This window comes from Streptomyces sp. NPDC005151 (genome assembly GCF_053599875.1).
Map to the genome: position 1 here is coordinate 68,337 of NZ_JBSFYR010000011.1, position 20,626 is coordinate 88,962.

Genomic DNA, 20,626 nt, shown 5'->3' on the forward strand with positions numbered 1-20,626 from the left:
TCAAACCGGAGAGTCCATGTTTCAATTGGGATAGCGACTGGGCATGAGACGGAGGGTGACATGAAGGACGGGCCAGGCGACGGCAGCGCGCCGCTGCTCTACAGCGAGGGCAACGCGGCAGCACGCATCGGGCTGGAGCGGGAGGTTAGGGGCTGGAGTACGACTGAACTGGCCGCCCGCATGACCAAGGCCGGCGTGCCGATGAACCAGACCGCCGTCTGGCGCATCGAGAACGGCAACCCGCGCCGCAAGATCACCCTCGACGAGGCGCTCGGCTTCGCCCGCGTCTTCGAGCTGCCCCTCGAAGAGCTCATGTCACCGGCCCTGGACGGCCTCGACCTCGACGGCCGGCGCATCGTCCAGGAGGCAGTTGAGGCGTTCTACGAGTCCCGCGACGCGCAGGACCGACTCCACCACGCGGTCGTCGCCATCTCCGAGTACATCGAGGCGCACCCCGAGGGCTCGAAGGGCATCCACCTGCAGGTCCTCCGCCTCATGGGCGAGGAGCGCGAGGCCCGCGCCCTCGCCGAGTACATCGAAAGCGGCGGCTACTACCACTAACCACCGAGGAAAGAAGATCCACTTGGCGAACATCCAGAAGCGACCCAACGGCAAATGGCGCGCCCGCTACCGCGACCTCGACGGCAAGGAGCACGCACGCCACTTCGACCGCAAGATCGACGCCCAGCGCTGGCTCGACGAGGTCACGACCAGCGTGGTCACCGGGCAGTACGTCGACCCGAGGTCGGCGAAGAAGCCCTTCAAGGAGTACGCGGAGGAGTGGCGGGCCAGCCAGCCACACCGGCCGTCGACGGCCAAGGCCGTGGCCCAGCACCTGCGTTGCTACGCCTACCCCGTCTGGGAGAAGCGGGCACTTGGCGCCATCAAGCCCGGTGACGTGCAGAGCTGGATCACCAGCCTGACGACCACCCACAAGCTCGCCGCGAGCACCTCCCGCACCGTCTTCAATACGGTCAACGCGGTCTTCCGGGCAGCGGTCCGCGACCGCATGATTCCGCACAACCCCTGCACCGACGCGAAGCTGCCCTCAGTGCCCCGGAAGAAGGTGGTACCGCTCGCGGTCGAGCAGGTGCGGACGCTGGCCGAAGAGATACCTCAGCGCTACAAGGGCCTGGTCCTGCTGGGCGCTTCTACAGGGCTCCGCCCCGGCGAGCTCTTCGGCCTCCAGCTCCGGCACGTGAACCTGCTGCACGCGACCGTCTCGGTCGAGCAGCAGATCCAGCAGACCGCCAAGCACGGCGTGTACGTCGGACCGCCGAAGACCGCGCGCTCACACCGCACGGTTCCGCTCCCCCGCGTGGCGGTGGAAGCCATGAAGGCCCACCTGCGGGACTTCCCCGCCGATGGGCCCGAGAGCTGGATCTTCACTGCGCCGCAGGGCGGCCCCGTGGTCTACACGCACTTCATGGACGGGGCGTGGCGGCCCGCCTGTGCCAAGGCCGGCATCGCGAAGGGCACCGGACCCCACTCCCTCCGGCACCACTACGCCAGCCTGCTGATCAAGCACGGCGAGTCGGTGAAGACCGTCTCCGAGCGCCTCGGCCACACCAACGCGGCCATGACGCTGAACATCTACACCCACCTGTGGCCCGACTCTGAGGAGCGGACCCGGGCGGCCGTCGACAAGGCGTACGCGGACCGCCCTGCGGCCGACGAGGCGCCTGCCACCGAAGCGGCGTAGCCGCTCCCCCCGCGCGCTGACCGAAGTCAGCACGCTACGGACTCTGTGCGGACCGCAAAGGCCGCCCAACCCGCTCCGCCGCAGGTCAGACGGCCTTTCGCCGAGCGTCTCAGACGTTGAAGCGGAACTCCACCACGTCGCCGTCCTGCATCACGTACTCCTTGCCCTCCATGCGGGCCTTGCCCTTCGCGCGGGCCTCGGCGACCGAGCCCGTCTCGACCAGGTCCTCGAAGGAGATGATCTCCGCCTTGATGAAGCCCTTCTGGAAGTCGGTGTGGATGACACCGGCCGCCTCGGGGGCCGTGGCACCCTTCTTGATCGTCCAGGCGCGGGCTTCCTTCGGACCTGCCGTGAGGTAGGTCTGGAGGCCCAGGGTGTCGAAGCCGACGCGGCCGAGGGTGGCCAGGCCGGGCTCTTCCTGGCCCATGGACTGGAGGAGTTCGAGGGCCTCGTCGTCGTCGAGTTCGATGAGCTCGGACTCGATCTTGGCGTTGAGGAAGATCGCCTCGGCGGGGGCGACCAGGGCGCGCTGTTCGTTCTTGAAGTCCTCGTCGACCAGCTCGTCCTCGTCGACGTTGAAGACGTAGAGGAAGGGCTTGGTGGTGAGGAGGTGCAGCTCGTGGAGGAGCTTGCCCTTCTCGGTGCCTGCCGTGATGCCCGCGTGGAAGAGGGTCTGGCCGGACTCCAGGATCTTCTGGGCCTCCTCGACCGCGGCGAGGACCGCGACCTTCTCCTTCTGGAGGCGGGACTCCTTGGTGAGGCGCGGGACGGCCTTCTCGACGGACTGGAGGTCGGCGAGGATCAGCTCGGTGTGGATTGTCTCGATGTCGTCCTTGGGCGAGACCTTGCCGTCGACGTGGACGACGTTCTCGTCCTTGAAGGCACGGATGACCTGGCAGATCGCGTCGGACTCGCGGATGTTCGCGAGGAACTTGTTGCCGAGGCCCTCGCCCTCGCTCGCGCCGCGCACGATGCCGGCGATGTCCACGAAGTCGACGGTGGCCGGGAGCAGCTTCTGGGAGTTGAAGATCTCCGCGAGCTTGTTCAGACGCGCGTCGGGGACGCCGACCACGCCGACGTTCGGCTCGATCGTGGCGAACGGGTAGTTGGCCGCCAGCACGTCGTTCTTGGTCAGGGCGTTGAACAGGGTCGACTTGCCGACATTCGGCAGACCGACGATTCCGATCGTGAGCGACACGTTGGCGACTTCCTGCAGTAAGGATGGATGGGCCGATTCTCCAGTTTACGGGCGGGGGCAAGCGGGTAGTCACTGGTCTGACCCGGGGGCGATCCGGTTCCCGTTCGGCCATGTGGCATCGAACTCATCGCCAAGGTCACCCAAAGGGCGTGTCCAACGCGTCTGTCCTCCCGCTTCGCGACCTACGTTGTCCCGGTGGAGCAGCCCAGAACACGTCCCCCTCGGCACCGGCAGTCGTCGCAGCAGCCCCCGCTGTCCCCGCAGGGCAGCCTCGACGAGGCCGACACCGCCTATCGGGCTGTGGGCTCGGTCGGCCCGCGGGCACGCCCGGTGCCGCCCGCCGTGCTCGCGCTGCGCCGGCTGCCCAGTCCTCGGCTCACCGGCATCGGTGCCGGATTGTTCGCCGCCGCCGTCATGTTCTCGCTGGCGTGCCTCGACTGGCTGCTGTTCGACGGTTCGTCGGTGGTGTACGGGGTGCTGTTCCTGCCGGTCAGCGCGCTGACCGCACTGTGGGTGCGGCCGACGGATCTGGTGACCGCACCGATCAGCGTGCCGATCGCGTTCGCCGTCGGTGTGATTCCGGTCTCCGGCGGCACGGGCGGCTTCGGCGGGCAGACGATGGCGGTCGTCACCGCACTCGCCGTCCATGCCGGCTGGCTGTACGGTGGCACGCTCGTCGCGGGGCTCATCGCCACCGTGCGCAAGGTCCGGCTGATGCGGCAGCGCCGGCGGCGGATGCTGCTGGCCGCGCGGGCGGCGCGGTCCACCCGGCGTCCGAAAGGTTAGCTCCCCCGGTCAGCTGTCTGCCGCGGCCATGGCCGCGCCGACAATGCCCGCGTTGTTCTGCAGCTCCGCGGGGATCATCTCGGCCCGCACGTGGTCGATCAGCGGCAGGAACTTGTCCGCCCTGCGGCTGACTCCGCCGCCGATGATGAAGAGCTCGGGCGAGAACAGCATCTCCACATGGGTCAGGTACCTCTGCACCCGGTGCGCCCAGTGGTGCCAGCTCAGCTCCTCGTCCTCCTTGGCTTTTGTGGAGGCGTGCTTCTCGGCGTCGTGTCCGTTCAGCTCCAGATGGCCGAGCTCGGTGTTGGGCACGAGCTGCCCGTCGATGAAGACAGCGCTGCCGATCCCCGTACCGAACGTCAGCATGATCACGGTCCCCTTGCGGCCGCGCCCGGCGCCGAACGCCATCTCGGCGATTCCCGCCGCGTCGGCGTCGTTGAGGACGGTCACCGGAAGGCCCAGCTTGTTGCTGAGGAGGGTGCGGGCGTCGGTGTCGATCCAGCCCTGGTCGACATTGGCCGCTGTGCGGGTGACACCGCTGGTGACTACGCCCGGGAAGGTGATGCCGACCGGTCCCGACCAGCCGAAGTGGCCGACCACCTCGGCCACGCGGTCGGCCACGTCCTTGGGCGTGGCCGGCTGCGGTGTCAGTACTTTGTGGCGCTCCTGCGCCAGGTCTCCGCGGTCCAGGTCCACGGGAGCACCCTTGATCCCGGATCCGCCGATGTCCACGCCGAAGATCTGCATGCGACCCACGGTACGGGCCCGCGCCGCACCGCGCCCCAATTGCCGGTCGGGCTTACTTCGCGGAGAGTGCTTCAGCCTCTGCGCGCAGGTCCCGGCGGAGCTCCTTGGGCAGCGAGAAGGTGATCGACTCGTCGGCCGTCTTCACCGTCTCCACGTCTGCGTAGCCACGCGCGGCCAGCCACTCCAGTACGCCGTCGACCAGCACGTCGGGGACGGAGGCGCCGGAGGTGAGGCCGACCGTGGTGACGCCCTCCAGCCAGGCCTCGTCGATCTCGTGCGCGAAGTCCACCAGATGGGCGGCGGGGGCGCCCGCGTCGAGGGCGACCTCGACCATGCGGATCGAGTTCGAGGAGTTCTTGGAGCCGACGACGATGACCAGCTCGGCGTCCTCGGCCAGCTTCTTCACCGCGATCTGGCGGTTCTGCGTGGCGTAGCAGATGTCGTCGCTCGGCGGCGAGAGGAGCTGGGGGAACTTCTCCTTCAGCGCGTCCACCGTCTCCATCGTCTCGTCGACCGAGAGCGTGGTCTGGGAGAGCCAGACGACCTTCGACTCGTCGCGCACGGAGACATTGGCGACGTCCTCGGGGCCGTCGACCAGAGTGATGTGGTCGGGCGCCTCGCCGCTCGTGCCGATGACTTCCTCGTGGCCCTCGTGGCCGATCAGGAGGATGTCGTAGTCCTCCTTGGCGAACCGGACCGCTTCCTTGTGGACCTTGGTGACCAGCGGGCACGTCGCGTCGATCGTGGCGAGCTTGCGCTCGGCGGCCTCGGCGTGGACGGTCGGTGCGACGCCGTGCGCGGAGAACATCACGATGGAGCCCTCGGGGACCTCCGCGGTGACGTCGACGAAGATCGCGCCCTTCTTCTCCAGCGTCTGCACAACGTACTTGTTGTGCACGATCTCGTGGCGGACGTAGATCGGGGCCCCGTACTGCTCCAGGGCCTTCTCGACGGCGATCACGGCACGGTCCACGCCCGCGCAGTAGCCACGGGGCGCGGCGAGCAGGACGCGGCGCGTGGCGCCCGCACTCGGGTCGGTGACGGGTGACGGGCTGGGCGTAGCAGTCATGCGTCCCATCGTAAGGCCGTGCCGAACAGGCGCGGGATCAGCCGGGTCGGGAGACTTGCCCATACGCGACGTACGCCCCGTACGCCCCGTACGCGACCGTGTCCGCGCGATCTACGGAGGGCTCATGGCCGGCAGCAGTACGGACAGGGCGGGATTGCACCGGACGCTCGGGTTCCGGGATCTGGTGGTGTACGGGCTGCTGTTCATCGCGCCCATGGCGCCCGTCGGGATCTTCGGCACGCTCGACGCGAAATCGGACGGTGCGGTCGCGCTCGTGTACGTCGTGGCGACCGTCGTCATGGCGTTCACCGCCTTCAGCTACGCCCAGATGGTGCGGGTCGTGCCGCTGGCTGGCTCGGTCTTCGCGTATGCGCGCAAGGGGCTCGGGGAAGGGCCCGGGTTCATCGCCGGGTGGATGGCGATGCTGGACTATCTGCTGATCCCGGCGGTCGCCTATCTCTTCTCCGGGATCGCGATGAACTCGCTGGTGCCGTCGGTGTCGCGGTGGGTCTGGACGGCGCTCGCGGTGGTCGTCACCACGCTGCTCAACCTGTGGGGGGTGCGGGCTGCCGCCCGGGTCGGCTTCGCGGTGCTGGCAATGGAGATCGCGGTGCTGGCGGTGTTCCTGGTGTCGGCGGTGGTCGTTCTCGTGCGGGACGGGGCGCAACGCGGCTGGTGGACGCCGCTCACCGGGGACTCCGGCTTCTCGACGACGGCGGTGCTGGGCGCGGTATCGGTGGCCGTGCTCTCGTACCTGGGCTTCGACGCCATCGCCTCGTTCGCGGAGGAGGCCACCGGCGGCTCGGAGAAGGTGGCACGGGCCGTGCTGTTCTGTCTGGTGCTCGCGGGGGTGCTGTTCGTGGCGCAGGGCTATCTGGCGGCCCTGCTGGAACCGATGACGTCGGCGGAGCTGGCCGCCGCTCCGGCCAGGCAGGGGTCCGCCTTCTACGACACGGTGGACTTCGCCGTCGGCACCTGGCTGCACGACCTGGTGGCGGTCAGCAAGGCGATCGGGGCGGCGTTCGCGGCGCTGGCCGGGCAGGCGGCGGCGGGGCGGCTGCTGTTCGCGATGGCCAGGGAGCGGCGGCTGCCCTCGCTGCTGGCCCGGGTCGACCCGCGGTCCGGGGTGCCGCGGGCCGCGGTCCTGATCGCCGCGGGCGTGACGCTGGTGGCGGCCGTGTGGGCGGCCCGGCGCGACGACGGCCTCGGCCATCTGGTCTCGGTGGTCGACATCGGGGCGCTGACGGCGTTCGTACTGCTGCACGCGTCGGTGATCGGCTGGTTCGCCGTACGCCGGATGGACGGGCCGCCCAGCTGGTGGCGGCACGTGCTGGTGCCGGTGGTGGGTGCGGGGGTGCTGGTCGTGGTGATCGCGGCGGCGACGGCGAGCGCGCAGGTGGTGGGGGTCTTCTGGCTGGCGGTGGGGATGGTGGTACTGGCGTTGCAGTGCGGGCGGCGCCCGGCTGTATAACGGCCTCTCCCCACTCCAGTGAGCGGCGTCATGCGGCTTCGATGGCAAGGCGGAGGACGGAGTCGACGCGGAGCGCCGGTGACCGACGACAACGCCGCAAGCGGAGTCACAGGGCGTCGGGAGTCCAGTCCCTGTCGTGGGGGAGGCCGTAAGAGGTCTCTCGCGTGTCGTGGGGCTGCCTCGTTGTCCGTGGCGGCGGATACGCTCGCTCGCATGGCTCTCAATACGTCCGCGGAAGCTCCGCTGCCCGTCGGCGAGGTGTCACGGCTGATCGGGGGATGGATCGACCGGCTCGGCGCCGTCTGGGTCGAGGGGCAGATCACGCAGTTGTCGAGACGGCCGGGTGCCGGGGTGGTGTTCCTGACGCTGCGCGACCCGTCGCACGACATCTCCGTGAGCGTGACCTGCTTCCGTCAGGTCTTCGACCGGATCGCGGATGTGGTGACGGAGGGTGCGCGGGTCGTCGTCCTCGCCAAGCCCGAGTGGTACGCGCCCCGCGGCCAGCTGTCCCTGCGGGCCACCGAGATACGGCCGGTCGGCATCGGCGAACTGCTGGTCCGGCTGGAGCAGCTGAAGAAGTCCCTGGCCGCGGAGGGGCTCTTCGCCCCGGACCGGAAGAAGCCGCTGCCGTTCCTGCCGCAGCTGATCGGTCTGGTCTGCGGTCGGGCGTCGGCGGCCGAGCGCGACGTGCTGGAGAACGCGCGGCGGCGCTGGCCCGCGGTCCGTTTCGAGGTGCGCAACACCGCGGTGCAGGGCGTGCACGCGGTGAACCAGGTGGTCCAGGCGGTGAAGGAGCTGGACGACCTGCCCGATGTCGATGTGATCATCGTGGCGCGCGGCGGCGGCAGTGTGGAGGACCTGCTGCCGTTCTCGGACGAGCAGCTCATCCGTACGGTCGCCGGGTGCCGCAAGCCGGTGGTGTCCGCGATCGGGCACGAGCCGGACTCTCCGCTGCTCGACCTGGTCGCGGATCTGCGGGCGTCCACGCCGACGGACGCGGCGAAGAAGGTCGTGCCGGACGTGGGCGAGGAGCTGGACCGGGTGCAGCAGCTGCGGGACCGGGCCCTGCGGACCGTACGAGGGCTGCTCGACCGGGAGGAGCGGGGACTGGCCCATGCGCTGGGCCGGCCCTCCATGCAGCAGCCGCAGCGGATGGTGGACGAGCGTGCGGCGGAGGTCGACGCGCTGACCGGGCGGAGCCGCCGGGTGCTGGGCCATCTGCTGGACCGGGCGGACTCGGAGCTCGCCCACACCCGGGCGCGGGTGGTCGCACTGTCGCCCGCGGCGACGCTGGAGCGCGGGTACGCGGTGCTGCAGCGGCCGGACGGTCATGTGGTCCGCTCCCCCGCGGACGCCGGGGCGCCGGGCGACGAGCTGCGGGCGCGGGTGGCGGAGGGCGAGTTCACCGTGCGGGTGGCCGAATGACGTACGCGCCGCCCCGCCGTTTCGGCTCGGACCTGGTTGTCGTACCTCACACATAGGGTGGATCACATGACGGACGACGCGACGACGGCACCTGCCGCCACGGACACGCTCGGGTACGAGCAGGCGCGGGACGAGCTGATCGAGGTCGTGCGGCGCCTGGAGGCGGGCGGCACGACGCTGGAGGAGTCGCTCGCGCTGTGGGAGCGCGGCGAGGAGCTGGCCAAGGTGTGCCGGCACTGGCTGCAGGGCGCCCGGGCCCGGCTGGACGAGGCGCTCGCCCAGCCCGGGAAGGAGCAGCCGGACGGGCCGGGCGACGCGGGCTGAGCCCGGTCCCGGAATAGATCCGGCGCGCCCGATGGTTGTGCACCTCGTCAGAAGTCGGGGCGGCCGGGCGCACTTCGCACACGTCTGTGGAGTGGATCACTCAGGTCAGGTTTTAGTTGAAAGTTAACCTACCTATCGCTTACGGTCGCTGTATCGCTTGATCCGTATTCGTTCGGAAGGTATTCCGCAAGATGTCCCTCGCTCTTGACCCCGCCGCCCAGGACCTCCTCTTCCGCGAGGCCCGCACCGCCAACACCTTCACCGACGAGCCGGTCTCCGACGAGCAGGTCCAGGCGATATACGACCTGGTCAAGTACGGCCCGACCGCCTTCAACCAGTCGCCGCTGCGCGTCATCCTGGTCCGCTCCGACGACGCCCGCGCGCGCCTCGTGAAGCACATGGCCGAGGGCAACCAGCCGAAGACCTCCACCGCTCCGCTGGTCGCGATCCTGGCCGCCGACAACGAGTTCCACGAGGAGCTCCCGGCCCTGATGCCGCACTTCCCGCAGGCCAAGGACGCGTTCTTCTCCGAGCGCCCGGTCCGCGAGTCGTCCGCCGTGCTGAACGCCGCCCTGCAGGCCGCGTACTTCATCATCGGCGTCCGCGCCGCCGGCCTGGCCGCCGGCCCGATGACCGGCCTCGACGCCGCGGGCATCGAGAAGGAGTTCCTGGACGGCGACCACAGCCTGCTGATGGTCGTCAACATCGGCAAGCCGGGCGATGACGCCTGGTTCCCGCGTCTGCCGCGCCTCGCCTACGACGAGGTCATCACGACCGTCTGAGGCATTCCAGCCGTACGCAGAAGGGCCGCGGAGCACGTGCTCCGCGGCCCTTCTGCGTACGCCTGTGTGCGGGACCGTCCGGCTCGCGGCTCAGGACGTCCTGAGCGCGGCAGCCATCTCCGCCAGCCGCTCCGTCGACGCCGAGCCGGTGACGACCGTGGTCGCGCCCTTGTCGTGGCGCACGAGGGCGTCGTACTTCGGGCCCTCCCAGTGCTGCCACGTCTCACCGGCGACCTGCTGCGTGCGCCCGGTGTTCCGCGCGTCCTGGCTGACCTCGGACACGTACTTCTTCGCCGGGGACGTCGACTGCTCCACCGCGACGTACTTACCGTCCGGGTCGAGGAAGCCCAGGTGCCAGCCGTTGCCCGCCTCGCGCTGGTAACTGACCGAGGTCGGCTTCCAGTCCTTGGACAGACCGGCCGGAGCAGCCACCGGGTACGGGGCCGCGCGCCTGGCCATCACGAGCTCCACGCGGTAGTCGACCGCCTTGATCGGGTTGGCCTTGTCGTCGTGCGGTACGAAAATGTAAACGACCCCCGCGACGGCGGAGATCACCGCCATCGACAGGATCATGTCCCGCGCTGTCTGCTTGCCTCGCTTGCTAGCCACGGGTCCATGGTCGCATCACGCCCGACGGGGCCGACCGAGGGGCAGGAGGACGGGGCACCATCCACATCCGGCCGCTCATAAGTGACCCGGTCTGCTCATTTTATCGACCTGGCGATAGAGTCAGAGCACCCTCTTCCGGTCGTCGTCGTACAGAAAGGTGCGCTCCGATGTCCGAGCATCATCTGCCGTCCCAGCTAGAGGTCTCCCCGGAGGCCCCCGACCGCAACCTGGCCCTGGAGCTGGTCCGGGTCACCGAGGCCGCCGCCATGGCTGCCGGGCGCTGGGTCGGCCGCGGCGACAAGATCGGCGCCGACGGCGCCGCTGTGAAGGCCATGCGTACCCTCGTCTCGACCGTCTCGATGAACGGCGTCGTCGTCATCGGTGAGGGCGAGAAGGACGAAGCCCCCATGCTGTTCAACGGCGAGCGGGTCGGTGACGGCACCGGCCCCGAGGTCGACATCGCCGTGGACCCGATCGACGGTACGACCCTGAATGCCAAGGGCATGCCGAACGCCATCGCCGTACTGGCCGCCGCCGACCGCGGCACCATGTTCGACCCGTCCGCGGTCTTCTACATGGACAAGCTGGTCACCGGCCCCGAAGCCGCCGACTTCGTCGACATCAACGCCCCGGTGGCGGTGAACATCCGCCGGGTCGCGAAGGCAAAGAACTCCGCCCCCGAGGACGTCACCGTCGTCATCCTGGACCGCCCGCGCCACGAGGGCATCGTCAAGGAGATCCGGGAGACCGGCGCCCGCATCAAGTTCATCACCGACGGCGATGTCGCCGGCTCGATCATGGCCGCCCGCGAGGGCACCGGCGTCGATCTGCTGATGGGCATCGGCGGCACCCCCGAGGGCATCATCTCGGCGTGCGCCATAAAGTGCCTCGGCGGCGTCATCCAGGGCAAGCTCTGGCCGAAGGACGAGGCCGAGCGGCAGCGCGCGCTGGACGCCGGGCACGACCTGGACCGGGTGCTGTCCACGGACGACCTGGTCAGTGGCGACAACGTGTTCTTCGTCGCGACCGGCATCACGGACGGTGAGCTGATGCGCGGCGTGCGGTACCGCAGCGAGACGGCGACCACCGAGTCGATCGTGATGCGGTCCAAGTCCGGCACGATCCGGAAGATCGACTCGACCCACCGGCTGTCGAAGCTGCGTGCCTACAGCGCGATCGACTTCGACCGCGCGAAGTAGACCGCGCGAGGCACGCGTGAGCGGGCCTCGCCCGGCCGGGAGAACGTGAAGAGGCGCCCCCCTGTGCGGTGGGGGCGCCTCTCCGCGTCGACGGCGGGTTGGGGGTGCCTCGTCGCGTCCGGGGAGCCGACGCCCCCCGTCCCGATGGAGCCGCTCGTCGCGTCCCGCGAGGCCCCCTTCGGTCCGCTCGGGTCAGGTCCGCTCCGGTCAGCCGGCTGCGGCGATGTGGCCGGCCGAAGCAGCAGCCTTGAGCTCCATCTCGCGCCGCCTGCGGCGGGCAAGCACCACACGGCGTTCGGCGGCGGTGAGGCCGCCCCACACTCCGTACGGCTCGGGCTGCACCAAGGCGTGTTCCCGGCACTCGATCATCACCGGACAGCGCGCGCAGACCCGCTTCGCGGACTCCTCTCGTGACAGTCGGGTAGCAGTCGGCTCCTTCGACGGGGCGAAGAACAGCCCGGCTTCGTCCCGGCGGCACACCGCCTCCGAGTGCCAGGGGCCGGCCTCGTCCTCCCGAGCAGAGGTGCGCTGGGTGGGGACGGCGGCGACCTGCAGGGGCTGATGCGGCGATTGCAGCACGGTCTACTCCTGACGACGGCTTCGCGAGCGAGAGACGATGCAGCAGTCCCTACCCGCTGTGCGTGCGCCTATGCACTGAGTGGCACCGAGTTCCGGGCAGCGAAATTGTGGTCGATCGGAAAATTGGCCTGATTGGACACGGTGCGGACCGGCGCGGCTTGCCGTGGTTCAGACCGACCGGCAATTGGGGGGCGGCGTCACGGGGCCGGGGCACGCACCTCGCGGCGTTGTCGTCCATCACCATGGCTCCGCCATGGCTCAATCCTCCGCCTTGCGATGCACGCACCCCAGCCCCGCTCCTTCACCCACCCCCCATTGCCGGTCGGTCTCAGTGGCCGAGGTGTTTGCGCAGCTTGCTGTGGAGATCCGTAATCAGTTTCCCGCGCTTCGGCTTCGCCTCGACGTTACCGAAGACCGAATAGCCGTTGACGACGACCACAGGTGCTTCCGGGTCTGCGGATTCCAGTGTGACCACTTCGAAATTACCGAAGACGCCCGTCCCGCTGCCGCGCAGCGAGATGTTCTCCGGGACCTTGATCTCGACACTTCCGAAGATGGACGTCGCGTTGATGACGGTGAGTCTCTGACCGAAAAGCGCCTCGGTCAGATCGATCTCCACGCTGCCGAAGAGCGAGAAGGCGTTCGTACGGCCGCCGACCCGCCAACGGCCCTTGCGGGTGGAGCTGCTGAAGATCGCCACCAGGTTGTCGGCCGGGCCGGCGGGGGCCTCGGGGCCGTAAGCGTACGGAGCGGCGGACGACGGAAGGGCGGCGCCGCCAGGGGCCGGCAGATCCCGTACCAGCGGTTCGAGTTCACCGACGGTCTTGGCCCGGTAGACCGCGCCGACCCGCTCGGCATGCTCCTCGGCGGTCAGCCGGCCCTCGGCCATGGCATCGCGCAGGATGTCCGCGATCCGGTCGCGGTCCGCGTCGGAGGCACGGATACCCGCGGGCGCGGTTTGCGCCGGGGCGGCGGGCTGCTGGGGGTGCTTTTCGAGGTCCACCGACCAAGCGTACCCAAACGCGATAGATCGCGACTAGCGCCTCTCCGTCCGATCAGGCCGGATCAGCGAGCGGCCCGCCGCGGAGTGACGACAACGCCGCAGATGTACGCGCCGGACCCCGCGGGCCCGGCAGGATCCGAAAGGGTGGCCCCGGGACATGCGGCGGGCCGATCGGGGAGTCGCGCCCGCCGCGCCCCGGGCGGCCGCGCGCGTTCGACTGAGCCTTACCTCACAGCTTCGGCACCCTTGCGGCGTTCTACCCTGGTGGGTGCGCTGTCCAAGGGAGGCCAGCCGCTGTCGCCGAGTGAGGAATGGCCGTAATGCCAGAGTTTGCGTACTCCGATCTGCTCCCTCTGGGAGAGGACACCACGCCGTACCGGCTGGTGACCGCCGAGGGCGTCTCGACCTTCGAGGCCGACGGCCGTACGTTCCTCAAAGTCGAGCCGGAGGCGCTGCGCACCCTGGCCGCCGAGGCGATGCACGACATCTCGCACTACCTGCGCCCCGCTCACCTGGCACAGCTGCGGCGGATCGTCGACGACCCCGAGGCGTCGTCCAACGACAAGTTCGTGGCGCTCGACCTGCTGAAGAACGCCAACATCGCCGCCGCGGGCGTCCTCCCCATGTGCCAGGACACCGGCACCGCGATCGTCATGGGCAAGCGCGGGCAGAACGTGCTGACTTCGGGTGGTGACGAAGAGGCGCTCTCGCGCGGCATCTTCGACGCGTACACCGAGCTCAACCTGCGCTACTCGCAGATGGCTCCGCTCACCATGTGGGAGGAGAAGAACACCGGCTCGAACCTCCCGGCCCAGATCGAGCTGTACGCCACCGACGGCGGCGCCTACAAGTTCCTCTTCATGGCGAAGGGCGGCGGCTCGGCCAACAAGTCGTTCCTCTTCCAGGAGACGAAGGCTGTCCTGAACGAGGCCTCCATGATGAAGTTCCTGGAGGAGAAGATCCGTTCGCTGGGAACCGCGGCCTGCCCGCCGTACCACCTGGCGATCGTCGTCGGCGGCACGTCGGCCGAGTTCGCGCTGAAGACCGCGAAGTACGCCTCCGCGCACTACCTGGACGAGCTGCCCGCCGAGGGCTCCCCCACGGGTCACGGCTTCCGGGACAAGGAGCTGGAGGAGAAGGTCTTCGAGCTGACGCAGAAGATCGGGATCGGTGCGCAGTTCGGCGGCAAGTACTTCTGCCACGACGTGCGCGTGGTGCGGCTGCCCCGGCACGGTGCCTCGCTGCCCGTCGCGATCGCCGTGTCCTGCTCGGCGGACCGTCAGGCCACCGCGAAGATCACCGCCGAGGGTGTGTTCCTGGAGCAGCTGGAGAAGGACCCGGCGCGCTTCCTGCCGGACACCACCGACGAGCACCTCGACGAGGCGGGCGACGTCGTCGAGATCGACCTGAACCGGCCGATGGACGAGGTCCTCGCCGAGCTGACCAAGTACCCGGTCAAGACCCGGCTCTCGCTGACCGGCCCGCTGGTCGTGGCGCGCGACATCGCGCACGCCAAGATCAAGGAGCGGCTGGACGCGGGCGAGGAGATGCCGCAGTACCTGAAGGACCACCCGGTCTACTACGCGGGCCCGGCGAAGACGCCCGAGGGGTACGCCTCCGGCTCGTTCGGGCCGACGACGGCCGGCCGCATGGACAGCTATGTCGCGCAGTTCCAGGCGGCGGGCGGCTCCAAGGTGATGCTCGCCAAGGGCAACCGGTCCCAGCAGGTCACCGACGCGTGCGACGCGCACGGCGGCTTCTACCTCGGCTCGATCGGCGGCCCGGCGGCGCGCCTCGCCCAGGACTGCATCAAGAAGGTCGAGGTCGTCGAGTACGAGGAGCTCGGCATGGAGGCGGTCTGGCGGATCGAGGTCGAAAACTTCCCCGCGTTCGTCGTCGTCGACGACAAGGGCAACGACTTCTTCGCTCCGCAGCAGCTCTCCCAGCCGACGTTCACGCACATTCCCACCAGGAAGGCGTAGTCGTCCGGGACAGTCCCTGACCACCCCGGAGACAGGAGAACGGCTCGGCACCCATATGGGAAGCCGGGCCGTTCTGTGTACGAACTGCGGCACGACTTCTGCACGATCCGAGCAGAGCTCCCGGGACCGCGGCCTGAGAGCCTGTCGGGTGACCTTCGATCGGAAAGCGGAAGCGGTCTGGTGCGTGCGATTCCAAGGCGCCGGAAGGCCCTCGGATGGGGTCTCCCCTGCTCGAACGAAGCTGAGAGCTTGGGGAAGGAGCTACTAGGGCATTTCGGCAACGCGGGAAGCGTGCGCGCCAGGGCGTGGCCGCCCGATCAGAGGTCACCCGACAGGCTCTGAGCTTGAGATTTAACCTCCAGGATCGAACAGCGCTGACCAGCTCTTTCGGCCGCAGGAGTGAATCGCTGAGCGTGGTCGCAAAAGCGGCCATACCCGGATGAATGGGCCGCGCGTCGGAGTCGCGAGGCTCGCTGCAAGCGATGTTCGAACAGCGAGGTTAAATCTCAAGCTGAGGTGCTCCTGCTCGGGCCACGTTCGGCGCAGCGAAGGGTGGGGACGATGGCGAAGCGGCGCAAGCCCGAGCTGACGGATGTGCTTTCCGAGGCTCGGGCACGTGTGACCGCGCGGCCCTGATCGCCGTCAGGGCCTTCAGGCGTGGGACGGGGTGGCCATGCGCCGCACTCGCCTTCGAAGGCGTCGCCCTCGCAACCCATCGCATCATGAGCCACAGGTAGCCTCCCGCCATGGACACCTCACAGAGTCGAGAGAACGACATCCGCAGGCTCCAGGGGCCGCCCCGCACCTCGGCCCTCGACGAGCTCATTGCGGACCTTTGTTCCCCCGATCCTGTCGTGCGCGACGATCTGGCGTACCTCACGGCCAGGCGTTGGATCCCAGTGCTTGAGCCGTCGGAGCGGCGGTACGTGGGGGACCACATGGCTGCGCATTTCACATCCCCGGCCATTCAGGCCCGCACCTTTGCGCCTCTCGTCCTCGCCCTCATCGTCGAAGGAGGCGAGTGGAAGCCGGAGTGGTGGAAAGCCTTCGCCGACTGGTTCCCTGCCGAAACCGACCTGCGGGGGCATGACCCGGAGCTCGGCTGGTTGCATGCTCCCGCACACGGCGCCGACCTGCTGGCCGCCCTCTCCCGCCATCCTCAGCAAGACCCGTACCCGCTGGCCGAATTGGCGGTTTCCCGGCTACTGGCAGCCACGGACCACCTCTTCGACGCGCAAGAAGACGACCGCCTGGCCTTCGCCCTCGCTCAGATCCTCAGCCACCCCGGCCTCACCACCGCCCAGTCGGTGCAGTGGTTGGATCCCATCGCTGCGGCGTTCCGCACAGGAAAGCCAGGGCCAGTACCTGCTTGGGCTTCCAACACCATGCGCACGCTACGCATGCTCTACATCCTGGCCGACCGCGGCTTTCACAGTCCTGGCGCAGGAACACCTGGTACGCCCACCCATCGAGCCATGGTCCTCGACTCCATCGCCGAAACCCTGGCGATCGTGGCCCCATACGCCGGGTGACACACCAGTGCCTGCCGGGTCAGGCCCCGGCGCTTGCGAGCGGGGTGGCCGCACCTGGCGACCGCCCCGCCCCTCGTCGTGACGGCTCTGCGCGCAACCGCTACGCGAAGCGCTGCTTCGCCGTCCCGTCGCACGCCTGCAGCTTCAGCGGGTCCTTGGCCGCCGCCAGCGTCAGACACAGGCCGGTCGAGGCCGCCGGGCGCACGGTGCCCGACTGCCTGACGAACTGCTGGTTGGCCGCGCCCGAGCAGTTCCACAGGATGACCGTGGCGCCCGCCCTGTAGTCGGCGCCCGGCACATCGAGGCACCGGTCGTGGCTCAGCTCCGTGTGAATGCTCTTGCCGGCGGTGTCGTACCACCAGCCCTGGTTGCGGCCGCCGTGGCAGTCCCAGCCGCCGATCGGGGTGTTGTTACGGGTCACCGAGGCGGGGACGTCCACACAGGTGCCGGTGGCCTCGTTCTTGAGGGGCTTGAAGAGCGAGTCCCAGGCGGCCGGCTCCAGGACCGGCTGTCCGGTGCCGGCCGGGTCGGCGCAGCTCGCCTCGCGCAGGCCGGAGTTGTAGATCTGGGTCAGGCACGATGCGAAGGCCGCGTGCCCGCGCGCGTTGGGGTGGAAGGACTGCCGGACGGAGTTGGAGTCCGGCGGGAAGTGCGAGAGGTCGATGTAGAGACCGCGGGCCCAGGTGGACTCGCTGCAGACCTCGTGGCCGTGGAAGAGACGGGAGTTGTCGAGGTAGACGGCGCCGGTGTCGGCGGCGGCCTGCCGCATCCCGCGCTCGAAGGCGGGGACGGCGACGTTCCGGGCCCAGGCGGCGTCGGAGTCGTATCCGGCGCAGCCGCCGGGAAGCTTGCCGGGGAAGTTCGGGTTGTCGTAGAAGTCCGGGCCGATCGGGCTCGGATAGCCCATGACCACGAGCTTGTAGTCGCTGCTCGTGTAGCCGGCGTCGGACATGACGGTCTTCAGGTCGCGGACGGTCTTCTCGACCTTGGGGACGAGCCCGTCGACACGGGCCTGCCAGCCGCCCTCGTACTTCGGCCGGCAGGTGCCCTGGAGGAGGACCCAGCGTTCGACGCAGTCCGTCATGACCGGGCCGAACTGGAGGTCGTCGTTGGCGCCGGCCACGAGCACGATCATCTTGATGCGGGTGTTGCGCGCCTTGATGGCGAGGTTGTCGCTCTGCACGAGCTCGTCGGCGTACTGCTTCGAGCCGCCGATGACGATGTTGCCCGTGTACGCGCCGGAGCAGGAGACGTTGTACGTGACGTCGGCCAGGATCCCGGTGCGGTGGATCGCGGAGTCGGGTGAGCGGTGGCACCAGTTGTCGGGACCGTTCGTCCCCGCCTCGTACGTTCCGACGCCCTCGCCGGAAATCTCGCTGTCGCCGAGCGAGATCAGCCCGCTCTTGCGGTCGGCGAGCGGGCGCTCGGCCGGGCTCCCGTACAGCTGGGTGGCTTCGGCGGCGCGGATGGCCTCCAGCTCGGGCGAGAGGGAGGCCGATGCGGTAGTGGTGGTACCGGACCGGTCTGCCGCGCCTGCCGGTCCGGCGGCAGCGGCCATGCCGCCGGCTGCCGCCGCCATGGCCGCGGCAGCCGCGACCGTACAGCGAAGTCTGTGCCTGGTGCGCCTCATTGCGCCTCCCCTGGTTGTGGTTACCCCCGGTATTTACTGGTCGGTAGGCGACTTGGGAATACACAGAACAAGACAAGTGCTCAACTTTTTCAGGAGGTTGAACCCCATGGACGACGCACAGGTCCCGGCGGACAGCGGCACAGCCGGAGAGAACTACCGCATCGAGCACGACTCGATGGGCGAGGTGAAGGTCCCCGCGGATGCCCGGTGGCGGGCCCAGACGCAGCGCGCCGTGCAGAACTTCCCGATCTCCGGCCAGCGCCTGGAGCGGGCCCATATCGAGGCCCTGGCCCGGATCAAGGCAGCCGCGGCGAAGGTCAACGCCGAGCTGAAGGTGCTCGACCCGGACATCGCCGCCGCGATCCAGGACGCGGCCGCCGAGGTCGCCGAGGGCCGCTGGGACGCGCACTTCCCCATCGATGTCTTCCAGACCGGGTCCGGCACGTCCTCCAACATGAACGCCAATGAGGTCGTGGCCACCCTCGCCACCGAACGACTCGGCCGCGACGTCCACCCCAACGACCACGTCAACGCCTCGCAGTCGTCCAACGACGTCTTCCCGTCCTCCATCCACATCGCCGCGACCGCGGCCGCCACCGGCGAGCTGATCCCGGCGCTGGATCATCTGGCGGCCGCCCTGGAGCGCAAGTCCGTCGAGTTCGCGGCGGTCGTGAAGTCGGGACGTACCCATCTGATGGACGCCACGCCGGTGACGCTGGGTCAGGAGTTCGGCGGCTACGCGGCGCAGATCCGGTACGGCATCGAGCGGCTGTACGCGTCCCTGCCGCGCCTCGCCGAACTTCCGCTGGGCGGCACGGCCGTCGGCACCGGCATCAACACCCCGCCCGGCTTCTCCGCCGCCGTGATCGCCGAGGTCGCCCGTGTCACCGGACTGCCGTTCACCGAGGCCCGTGACCACTTCGAGGCGCAGGGCGCGCGGGACGGGCTCGTCGAGACGTCCGGCCAGCTCCGTACGATCGCCGTCTCGCTCACCAAGATCTGCAACGATCTGCGCTGGATGGCCTCCGGGCCGCGCACCGGATTGGCCGAGATCAGCCTTCCCGACCTCCAGCCGGGCTCGTCGATCATGCCGGGGAAGGTGAATCCGGTCATTCCTGAAGCCGTGCTGATGGTGGCGGCCCAGGTGATGGGGAACGACGCGACGGTCGCCGTCGCGGGCGCGGCGGGTAATTTCGAACTGAATGTGATGCTTCCGGTCATCGCGAAGAATCTGCTGGAGTCCGTCCGGCTGCTGTCCAACGTCGCCCGGCTGCTGGCGGACCGCACCATCGACGGCATCACCGCCGACGTGGAGCGGGCCAGGGAGTACGCGGAGTCCTCGCCGTCCGTCGTCACGCCGCTGAACAAGTACATCGGCTACGAGGAGGCGGCGAAGGTCGCCAAGAAGGCGCTCGCCGAGCGGCGGACGATCCGCGAAGTGGTGCTGGACTCGGGGTATGTGGAGCGCGGCGATCTCACGGTGGATCAGCTCGACGAGGCACTCGACGTGTTGCGTATGACCCGGCCGTGACTCACCCCCGCGGCACCGGCCGAGGGCGGGGGTGGCACACCCGGGGCCAATGCCTCGGCCGACCTGAAGTCGGACAAGAGGGCATGGGCCAAGGCGGGCGAGGACACCAAGGCTCTCGCTGAGCAGATCGGCCCCGCGCTGGCGAAACTTGAAGACGGGCAGACGGGGCTGGACAACGGAGCCGGCTGCCAAAGTGCGGCGGCACAGAAGGAGCTGTACACCTCCTGGAGCAAGTACGTAAAGAATGTGCGCGAGCAGTGCAAGTCCCTGGGTGGGCTGCTTGAGTCTTCAGGGCACGACCTGTCCAAGACCGATGAGTCGCTGAAGTCTGAGCTGGACGCGATCAAGGACGAGTACACGGACACCCGGGCCGTCGGCGGCCAGTCGAAGGAGAAGTGATCCAGGCGCATGGATCTTGCGACGCTGAAAGCGCTCAAGCCGTCCGAGTTCGAGAATGCCGCGGACGCGTACCGGGCGACGAACGGGATGGCCGATGCAGCCAAGGACACCATCGACAACCAGATCACCGCAGGGATACGTAACCAACTCGAGGGCGCGACAGCGAAGGCTGCCCTTCGGGAGCTGGCCGAGTTGTCGAAGAACCTCCACTACATGCAGACCGAGTGCGGGCTGGTGAGCACCGCGCTGAACGGTTTCGCATTCGATATGGCGGCGGCCAAGCGGAAGCTGGACGCAGCGCTTGAGGACGCGCGGGCGAACCACTGCACGGTGAACCCAGACGGTTCGGTCAACTTCCCGGCGGGGCAGGAGGCCGGGCGAGGAGAAGGATGCCGAGGGCGGCACAGTGACCGGTAGCGCCGGGGGTAGCCCGACGTCCGACGCCCTGGAGCGCCAGGCGGTGAACATCCACCCGAACCCCCACTACGGCGCGGCCCTCGGCTATGCCAACCGGGTAGCAGATGCCTTGAAGGAAGCCACTGACGCAGACGCGGAGTGGGCGCCGAAGCTCCGCGCTCTCAAGGCCGACGACGACCTCGTGGTCTCGAACCGGGATTGGGTGGACGTGAAGTCCGACCGGGGTGGGATACTCAAGGTC

20 protein-coding genes are annotated in these 20,626 nt (G+C 69.0%); 13 read left to right on the forward strand and 7 right to left on the reverse strand.

Going from position 1 to position 20,626, the window contains the following annotated elements:
• The first annotated feature begins 60 nt into the window (after positions 1–60).
• Together ACWD6R_RS09165 and ACWD6R_RS09170 are read left to right on the forward strand one after the other, a co-directional pair.
• The gene (locus tag ACWD6R_RS09165; RefSeq protein WP_451818116.1) at positions 61–561 is read left to right on the forward strand and encodes a helix-turn-helix domain-containing protein; all 501 of its coding nucleotides are present in this window, start codon (positions 61–63) and stop codon (positions 559–561) included.
• Positions 562–583: 22 nt separating this feature from the next.
• The gene (locus tag ACWD6R_RS09170; protein ID WP_451818117.1) at positions 584–1,702 is read left to right on the forward strand and encodes a tyrosine-type recombinase/integrase; all 1,119 of its coding nucleotides are present in this window, start codon (positions 584–586) and stop codon (positions 1,700–1,702) included.
• 109 nt (positions 1,703–1,811) lie between these two features.
• Here ACWD6R_RS09170 and ychF read toward each other — a convergent pair whose 3' ends face one another.
• A complete protein-coding gene (ychF, locus tag ACWD6R_RS09175) occupies positions 1,812–2,900 on the reverse strand; it encodes a redox-regulated ATPase YchF (RefSeq protein WP_393301675.1) in 1,089 nt (362 codons plus the stop codon).
• A 195-nt stretch (positions 2,901–3,095) separates the two neighbouring features.
• Between ychF and ACWD6R_RS09180 the strand changes: the two genes are divergently transcribed.
• A complete protein-coding gene (locus ACWD6R_RS09180; RefSeq protein ID WP_451818118.1) occupies positions 3,096–3,686 on the forward strand; it encodes a DUF6542 domain-containing protein in 591 nt (196 codons plus the stop codon).
• A 9-nt stretch (positions 3,687–3,695) separates the two neighbouring features.
• Here ACWD6R_RS09180 and ppgK read toward each other — a convergent pair whose 3' ends face one another.
• Both ppgK and ACWD6R_RS09190 read right to left on the reverse strand, forming a co-directional pair.
• Positions 3,696–4,433 carry a polyphosphate--glucose phosphotransferase gene (ppgK, locus tag ACWD6R_RS09185; RefSeq protein ID WP_451818119.1) on the reverse strand — a complete coding sequence of 246 codons (738 nt, stop codon included), beginning with the start codon at positions 4,431–4,433 and terminating at the stop codon, positions 3,696–3,698.
• Positions 4,434–4,485: 52 nt separating this feature from the next.
• The gene (locus tag ACWD6R_RS09190; protein WP_451818120.1) at positions 4,486–5,511 is read right to left on the reverse strand and encodes a 4-hydroxy-3-methylbut-2-enyl diphosphate reductase; all 1,026 of its coding nucleotides are present in this window, start codon (positions 5,509–5,511) and stop codon (positions 4,486–4,488) included.
• A 115-nt stretch (positions 5,512–5,626) separates the two neighbouring features.
• Between ACWD6R_RS09190 and ACWD6R_RS09195 the strand changes: the two genes are divergently transcribed.
• From ACWD6R_RS09195 to ACWD6R_RS09210, 4 genes are all read left to right on the forward strand, one after another.
• Entirely contained in the window at positions 5,627–6,973 is a 1,347-nt protein-coding gene (locus tag ACWD6R_RS09195; RefSeq protein ID WP_451818165.1) for an APC family permease, read from the forward strand.
• A 213-nt stretch (positions 6,974–7,186) separates the two neighbouring features.
• On the forward strand, positions 7,187–8,398 hold the full coding sequence (gene xseA / locus ACWD6R_RS09200; protein WP_451818121.1) for an exodeoxyribonuclease VII large subunit: 1,212 nt from the start codon (positions 7,187–7,189) through the stop codon (positions 8,396–8,398).
• Positions 8,399–8,464: 66 nt separating this feature from the next.
• The gene (locus ACWD6R_RS09205) at positions 8,465–8,722 is read left to right on the forward strand and encodes an exodeoxyribonuclease VII small subunit (protein WP_451818122.1); all 258 of its coding nucleotides are present in this window, start codon (positions 8,465–8,467) and stop codon (positions 8,720–8,722) included.
• Between the two features lie 191 nt (positions 8,723–8,913).
• The gene (locus tag ACWD6R_RS09210) at positions 8,914–9,504 is read left to right on the forward strand and encodes a malonic semialdehyde reductase (RefSeq protein WP_451818123.1); all 591 of its coding nucleotides are present in this window, start codon (positions 8,914–8,916) and stop codon (positions 9,502–9,504) included.
• A gap of 90 nt (positions 9,505–9,594) precedes the next feature.
• On the opposite strand, the gene ACWD6R_RS09215 is transcribed toward ACWD6R_RS09210, so the two are convergent.
• Positions 9,595–10,113: a DUF4245 domain-containing protein gene (locus tag ACWD6R_RS09215; RefSeq protein ID WP_451818124.1), complete on the reverse strand. Its 519-nt coding sequence runs from the start codon at positions 10,111–10,113 to the stop codon at positions 9,595–9,597.
• Positions 10,114–10,280: 167 nt separating this feature from the next.
• On the opposite strand from ACWD6R_RS09215, the gene glpX reads away from it, so the two are divergent.
• Positions 10,281–11,312, forward strand: a complete 1,032-nt coding sequence (gene glpX / locus ACWD6R_RS09220; protein ID WP_451818125.1) for a class II fructose-bisphosphatase — start codon at positions 10,281–10,283, stop codon at positions 11,310–11,312.
• A gap of 207 nt (positions 11,313–11,519) precedes the next feature.
• On the opposite strand, the gene ACWD6R_RS09225 is transcribed toward glpX, so the two are convergent.
• Positions 11,520–11,891: a WhiB family transcriptional regulator gene (locus ACWD6R_RS09225; RefSeq protein WP_451818126.1), complete on the reverse strand. Its 372-nt coding sequence runs from the start codon at positions 11,889–11,891 to the stop codon at positions 11,520–11,522.
• A gap of 328 nt (positions 11,892–12,219) precedes the next feature.
• Entirely contained in the window at positions 12,220–12,894 is a 675-nt protein-coding gene (locus ACWD6R_RS09230) for a DUF1707 SHOCT-like domain-containing protein (RefSeq protein ID WP_451818127.1), read from the reverse strand.
• 320 nt (positions 12,895–13,214) lie between these two features.
• Here ACWD6R_RS09230 and ACWD6R_RS09235 point away from each other — a divergent pair, with 320 nt between their 5' ends.
• Positions 13,215–14,876: a fumarate hydratase gene (locus ACWD6R_RS09235; protein ID WP_451818128.1), complete on the forward strand. Its 1,662-nt coding sequence runs from the start codon at positions 13,215–13,217 to the stop codon at positions 14,874–14,876.
• Positions 14,877–15,730: 854 nt separating this feature from the next.
• Positions 15,731–16,408 (forward strand): DUF2785 domain-containing protein, encoded by a 678-nt coding sequence (locus ACWD6R_RS09240; protein ID WP_451818129.1) that lies wholly within the window; start codon positions 15,731–15,733, stop codon positions 16,406–16,408.
• Between the two features lie 100 nt (positions 16,409–16,508).
• On the opposite strand, the gene ACWD6R_RS09245 is transcribed toward ACWD6R_RS09240, so the two are convergent.
• A complete protein-coding gene (locus ACWD6R_RS09245) occupies positions 16,509–18,038 on the reverse strand; it encodes a ricin-type beta-trefoil lectin domain protein (protein ID WP_451818130.1) in 1,530 nt (509 codons plus the stop codon).
• A gap of 106 nt (positions 18,039–18,144) precedes the next feature.
• Between ACWD6R_RS09245 and ACWD6R_RS09250 the strand changes: the two genes are divergently transcribed.
• From ACWD6R_RS09250 to ACWD6R_RS09260, 3 genes are all read left to right on the forward strand, one after another.
• Positions 18,145–19,569, forward strand: coding sequence for a class II fumarate hydratase (locus ACWD6R_RS09250; protein ID WP_451818131.1), 1,425 nt, complete (start codon positions 18,145–18,147; stop codon positions 19,567–19,569).
• Between the two features lie 246 nt (positions 19,570–19,815).
• Positions 19,816–19,968, forward strand: coding sequence for a hypothetical protein (locus ACWD6R_RS09255; protein WP_451818132.1), 153 nt, complete (start codon positions 19,816–19,818; stop codon positions 19,966–19,968).
• Between the two features lie 9 nt (positions 19,969–19,977).
• Positions 19,978–20,385, forward strand: coding sequence for a hypothetical protein (locus ACWD6R_RS09260; RefSeq protein ID WP_451818133.1), 408 nt, complete (start codon positions 19,978–19,980; stop codon positions 20,383–20,385).
• Positions 20,386–20,626 lie beyond the last annotated feature (241 nt).

What these genes read in the sequence shown, in the direction of transcription:
- ACWD6R_RS09165 (WP_451818116.1), top strand. Translation starts at nt 61, where the DNA reads ATGAAGGACGGGCCAGGCGACGGCAGCGCGCCGCTGCTCTACAGCGAG.
- ppgK (WP_451818119.1), bottom strand. Translation starts at nt 4,433, where the DNA reads ATGCAGATCTTCGGCGTGGACATCGGCGGATCCGGGATCAAGGGTGCT.
- ACWD6R_RS09190 (WP_451818120.1), bottom strand. Translation starts at nt 5,511, where the DNA reads ATGGGACGCATGACTGCTACGCCCAGCCCGTCACCCGTCACCGACCCG.
- ACWD6R_RS09195 (WP_451818165.1), top strand. Translation starts at nt 5,627, where the DNA reads ATGGCCGGCAGCAGTACGGACAGGGCGGGATTGCACCGGACGCTCGGG.
- xseA (WP_451818121.1), top strand. Translation starts at nt 7,187, where the DNA reads ATGGCTCTCAATACGTCCGCGGAAGCTCCGCTGCCCGTCGGCGAGGTG.
- ACWD6R_RS09205 (WP_451818122.1), top strand. Translation starts at nt 8,465, where the DNA reads ATGACGGACGACGCGACGACGGCACCTGCCGCCACGGACACGCTCGGG.
- ACWD6R_RS09210 (WP_451818123.1), top strand. Translation starts at nt 8,914, where the DNA reads ATGTCCCTCGCTCTTGACCCCGCCGCCCAGGACCTCCTCTTCCGCGAG.
- glpX (WP_451818125.1), top strand. Translation starts at nt 10,281, where the DNA reads ATGTCCGAGCATCATCTGCCGTCCCAGCTAGAGGTCTCCCCGGAGGCC.
- ACWD6R_RS09235 (WP_451818128.1), top strand. Translation starts at nt 13,215, where the DNA reads ATGCCAGAGTTTGCGTACTCCGATCTGCTCCCTCTGGGAGAGGACACC.
- ACWD6R_RS09245 (WP_451818130.1), bottom strand. Translation starts at nt 18,038, where the DNA reads ATGAGGCGCACCAGGCACAGACTTCGCTGTACGGTCGCGGCTGCCGCG.
- ACWD6R_RS09250 (WP_451818131.1), top strand. Translation starts at nt 18,145, where the DNA reads ATGGACGACGCACAGGTCCCGGCGGACAGCGGCACAGCCGGAGAGAAC.
- ACWD6R_RS09260 (WP_451818133.1), top strand. Translation starts at nt 19,978, where the DNA reads ATGGATCTTGCGACGCTGAAAGCGCTCAAGCCGTCCGAGTTCGAGAAT.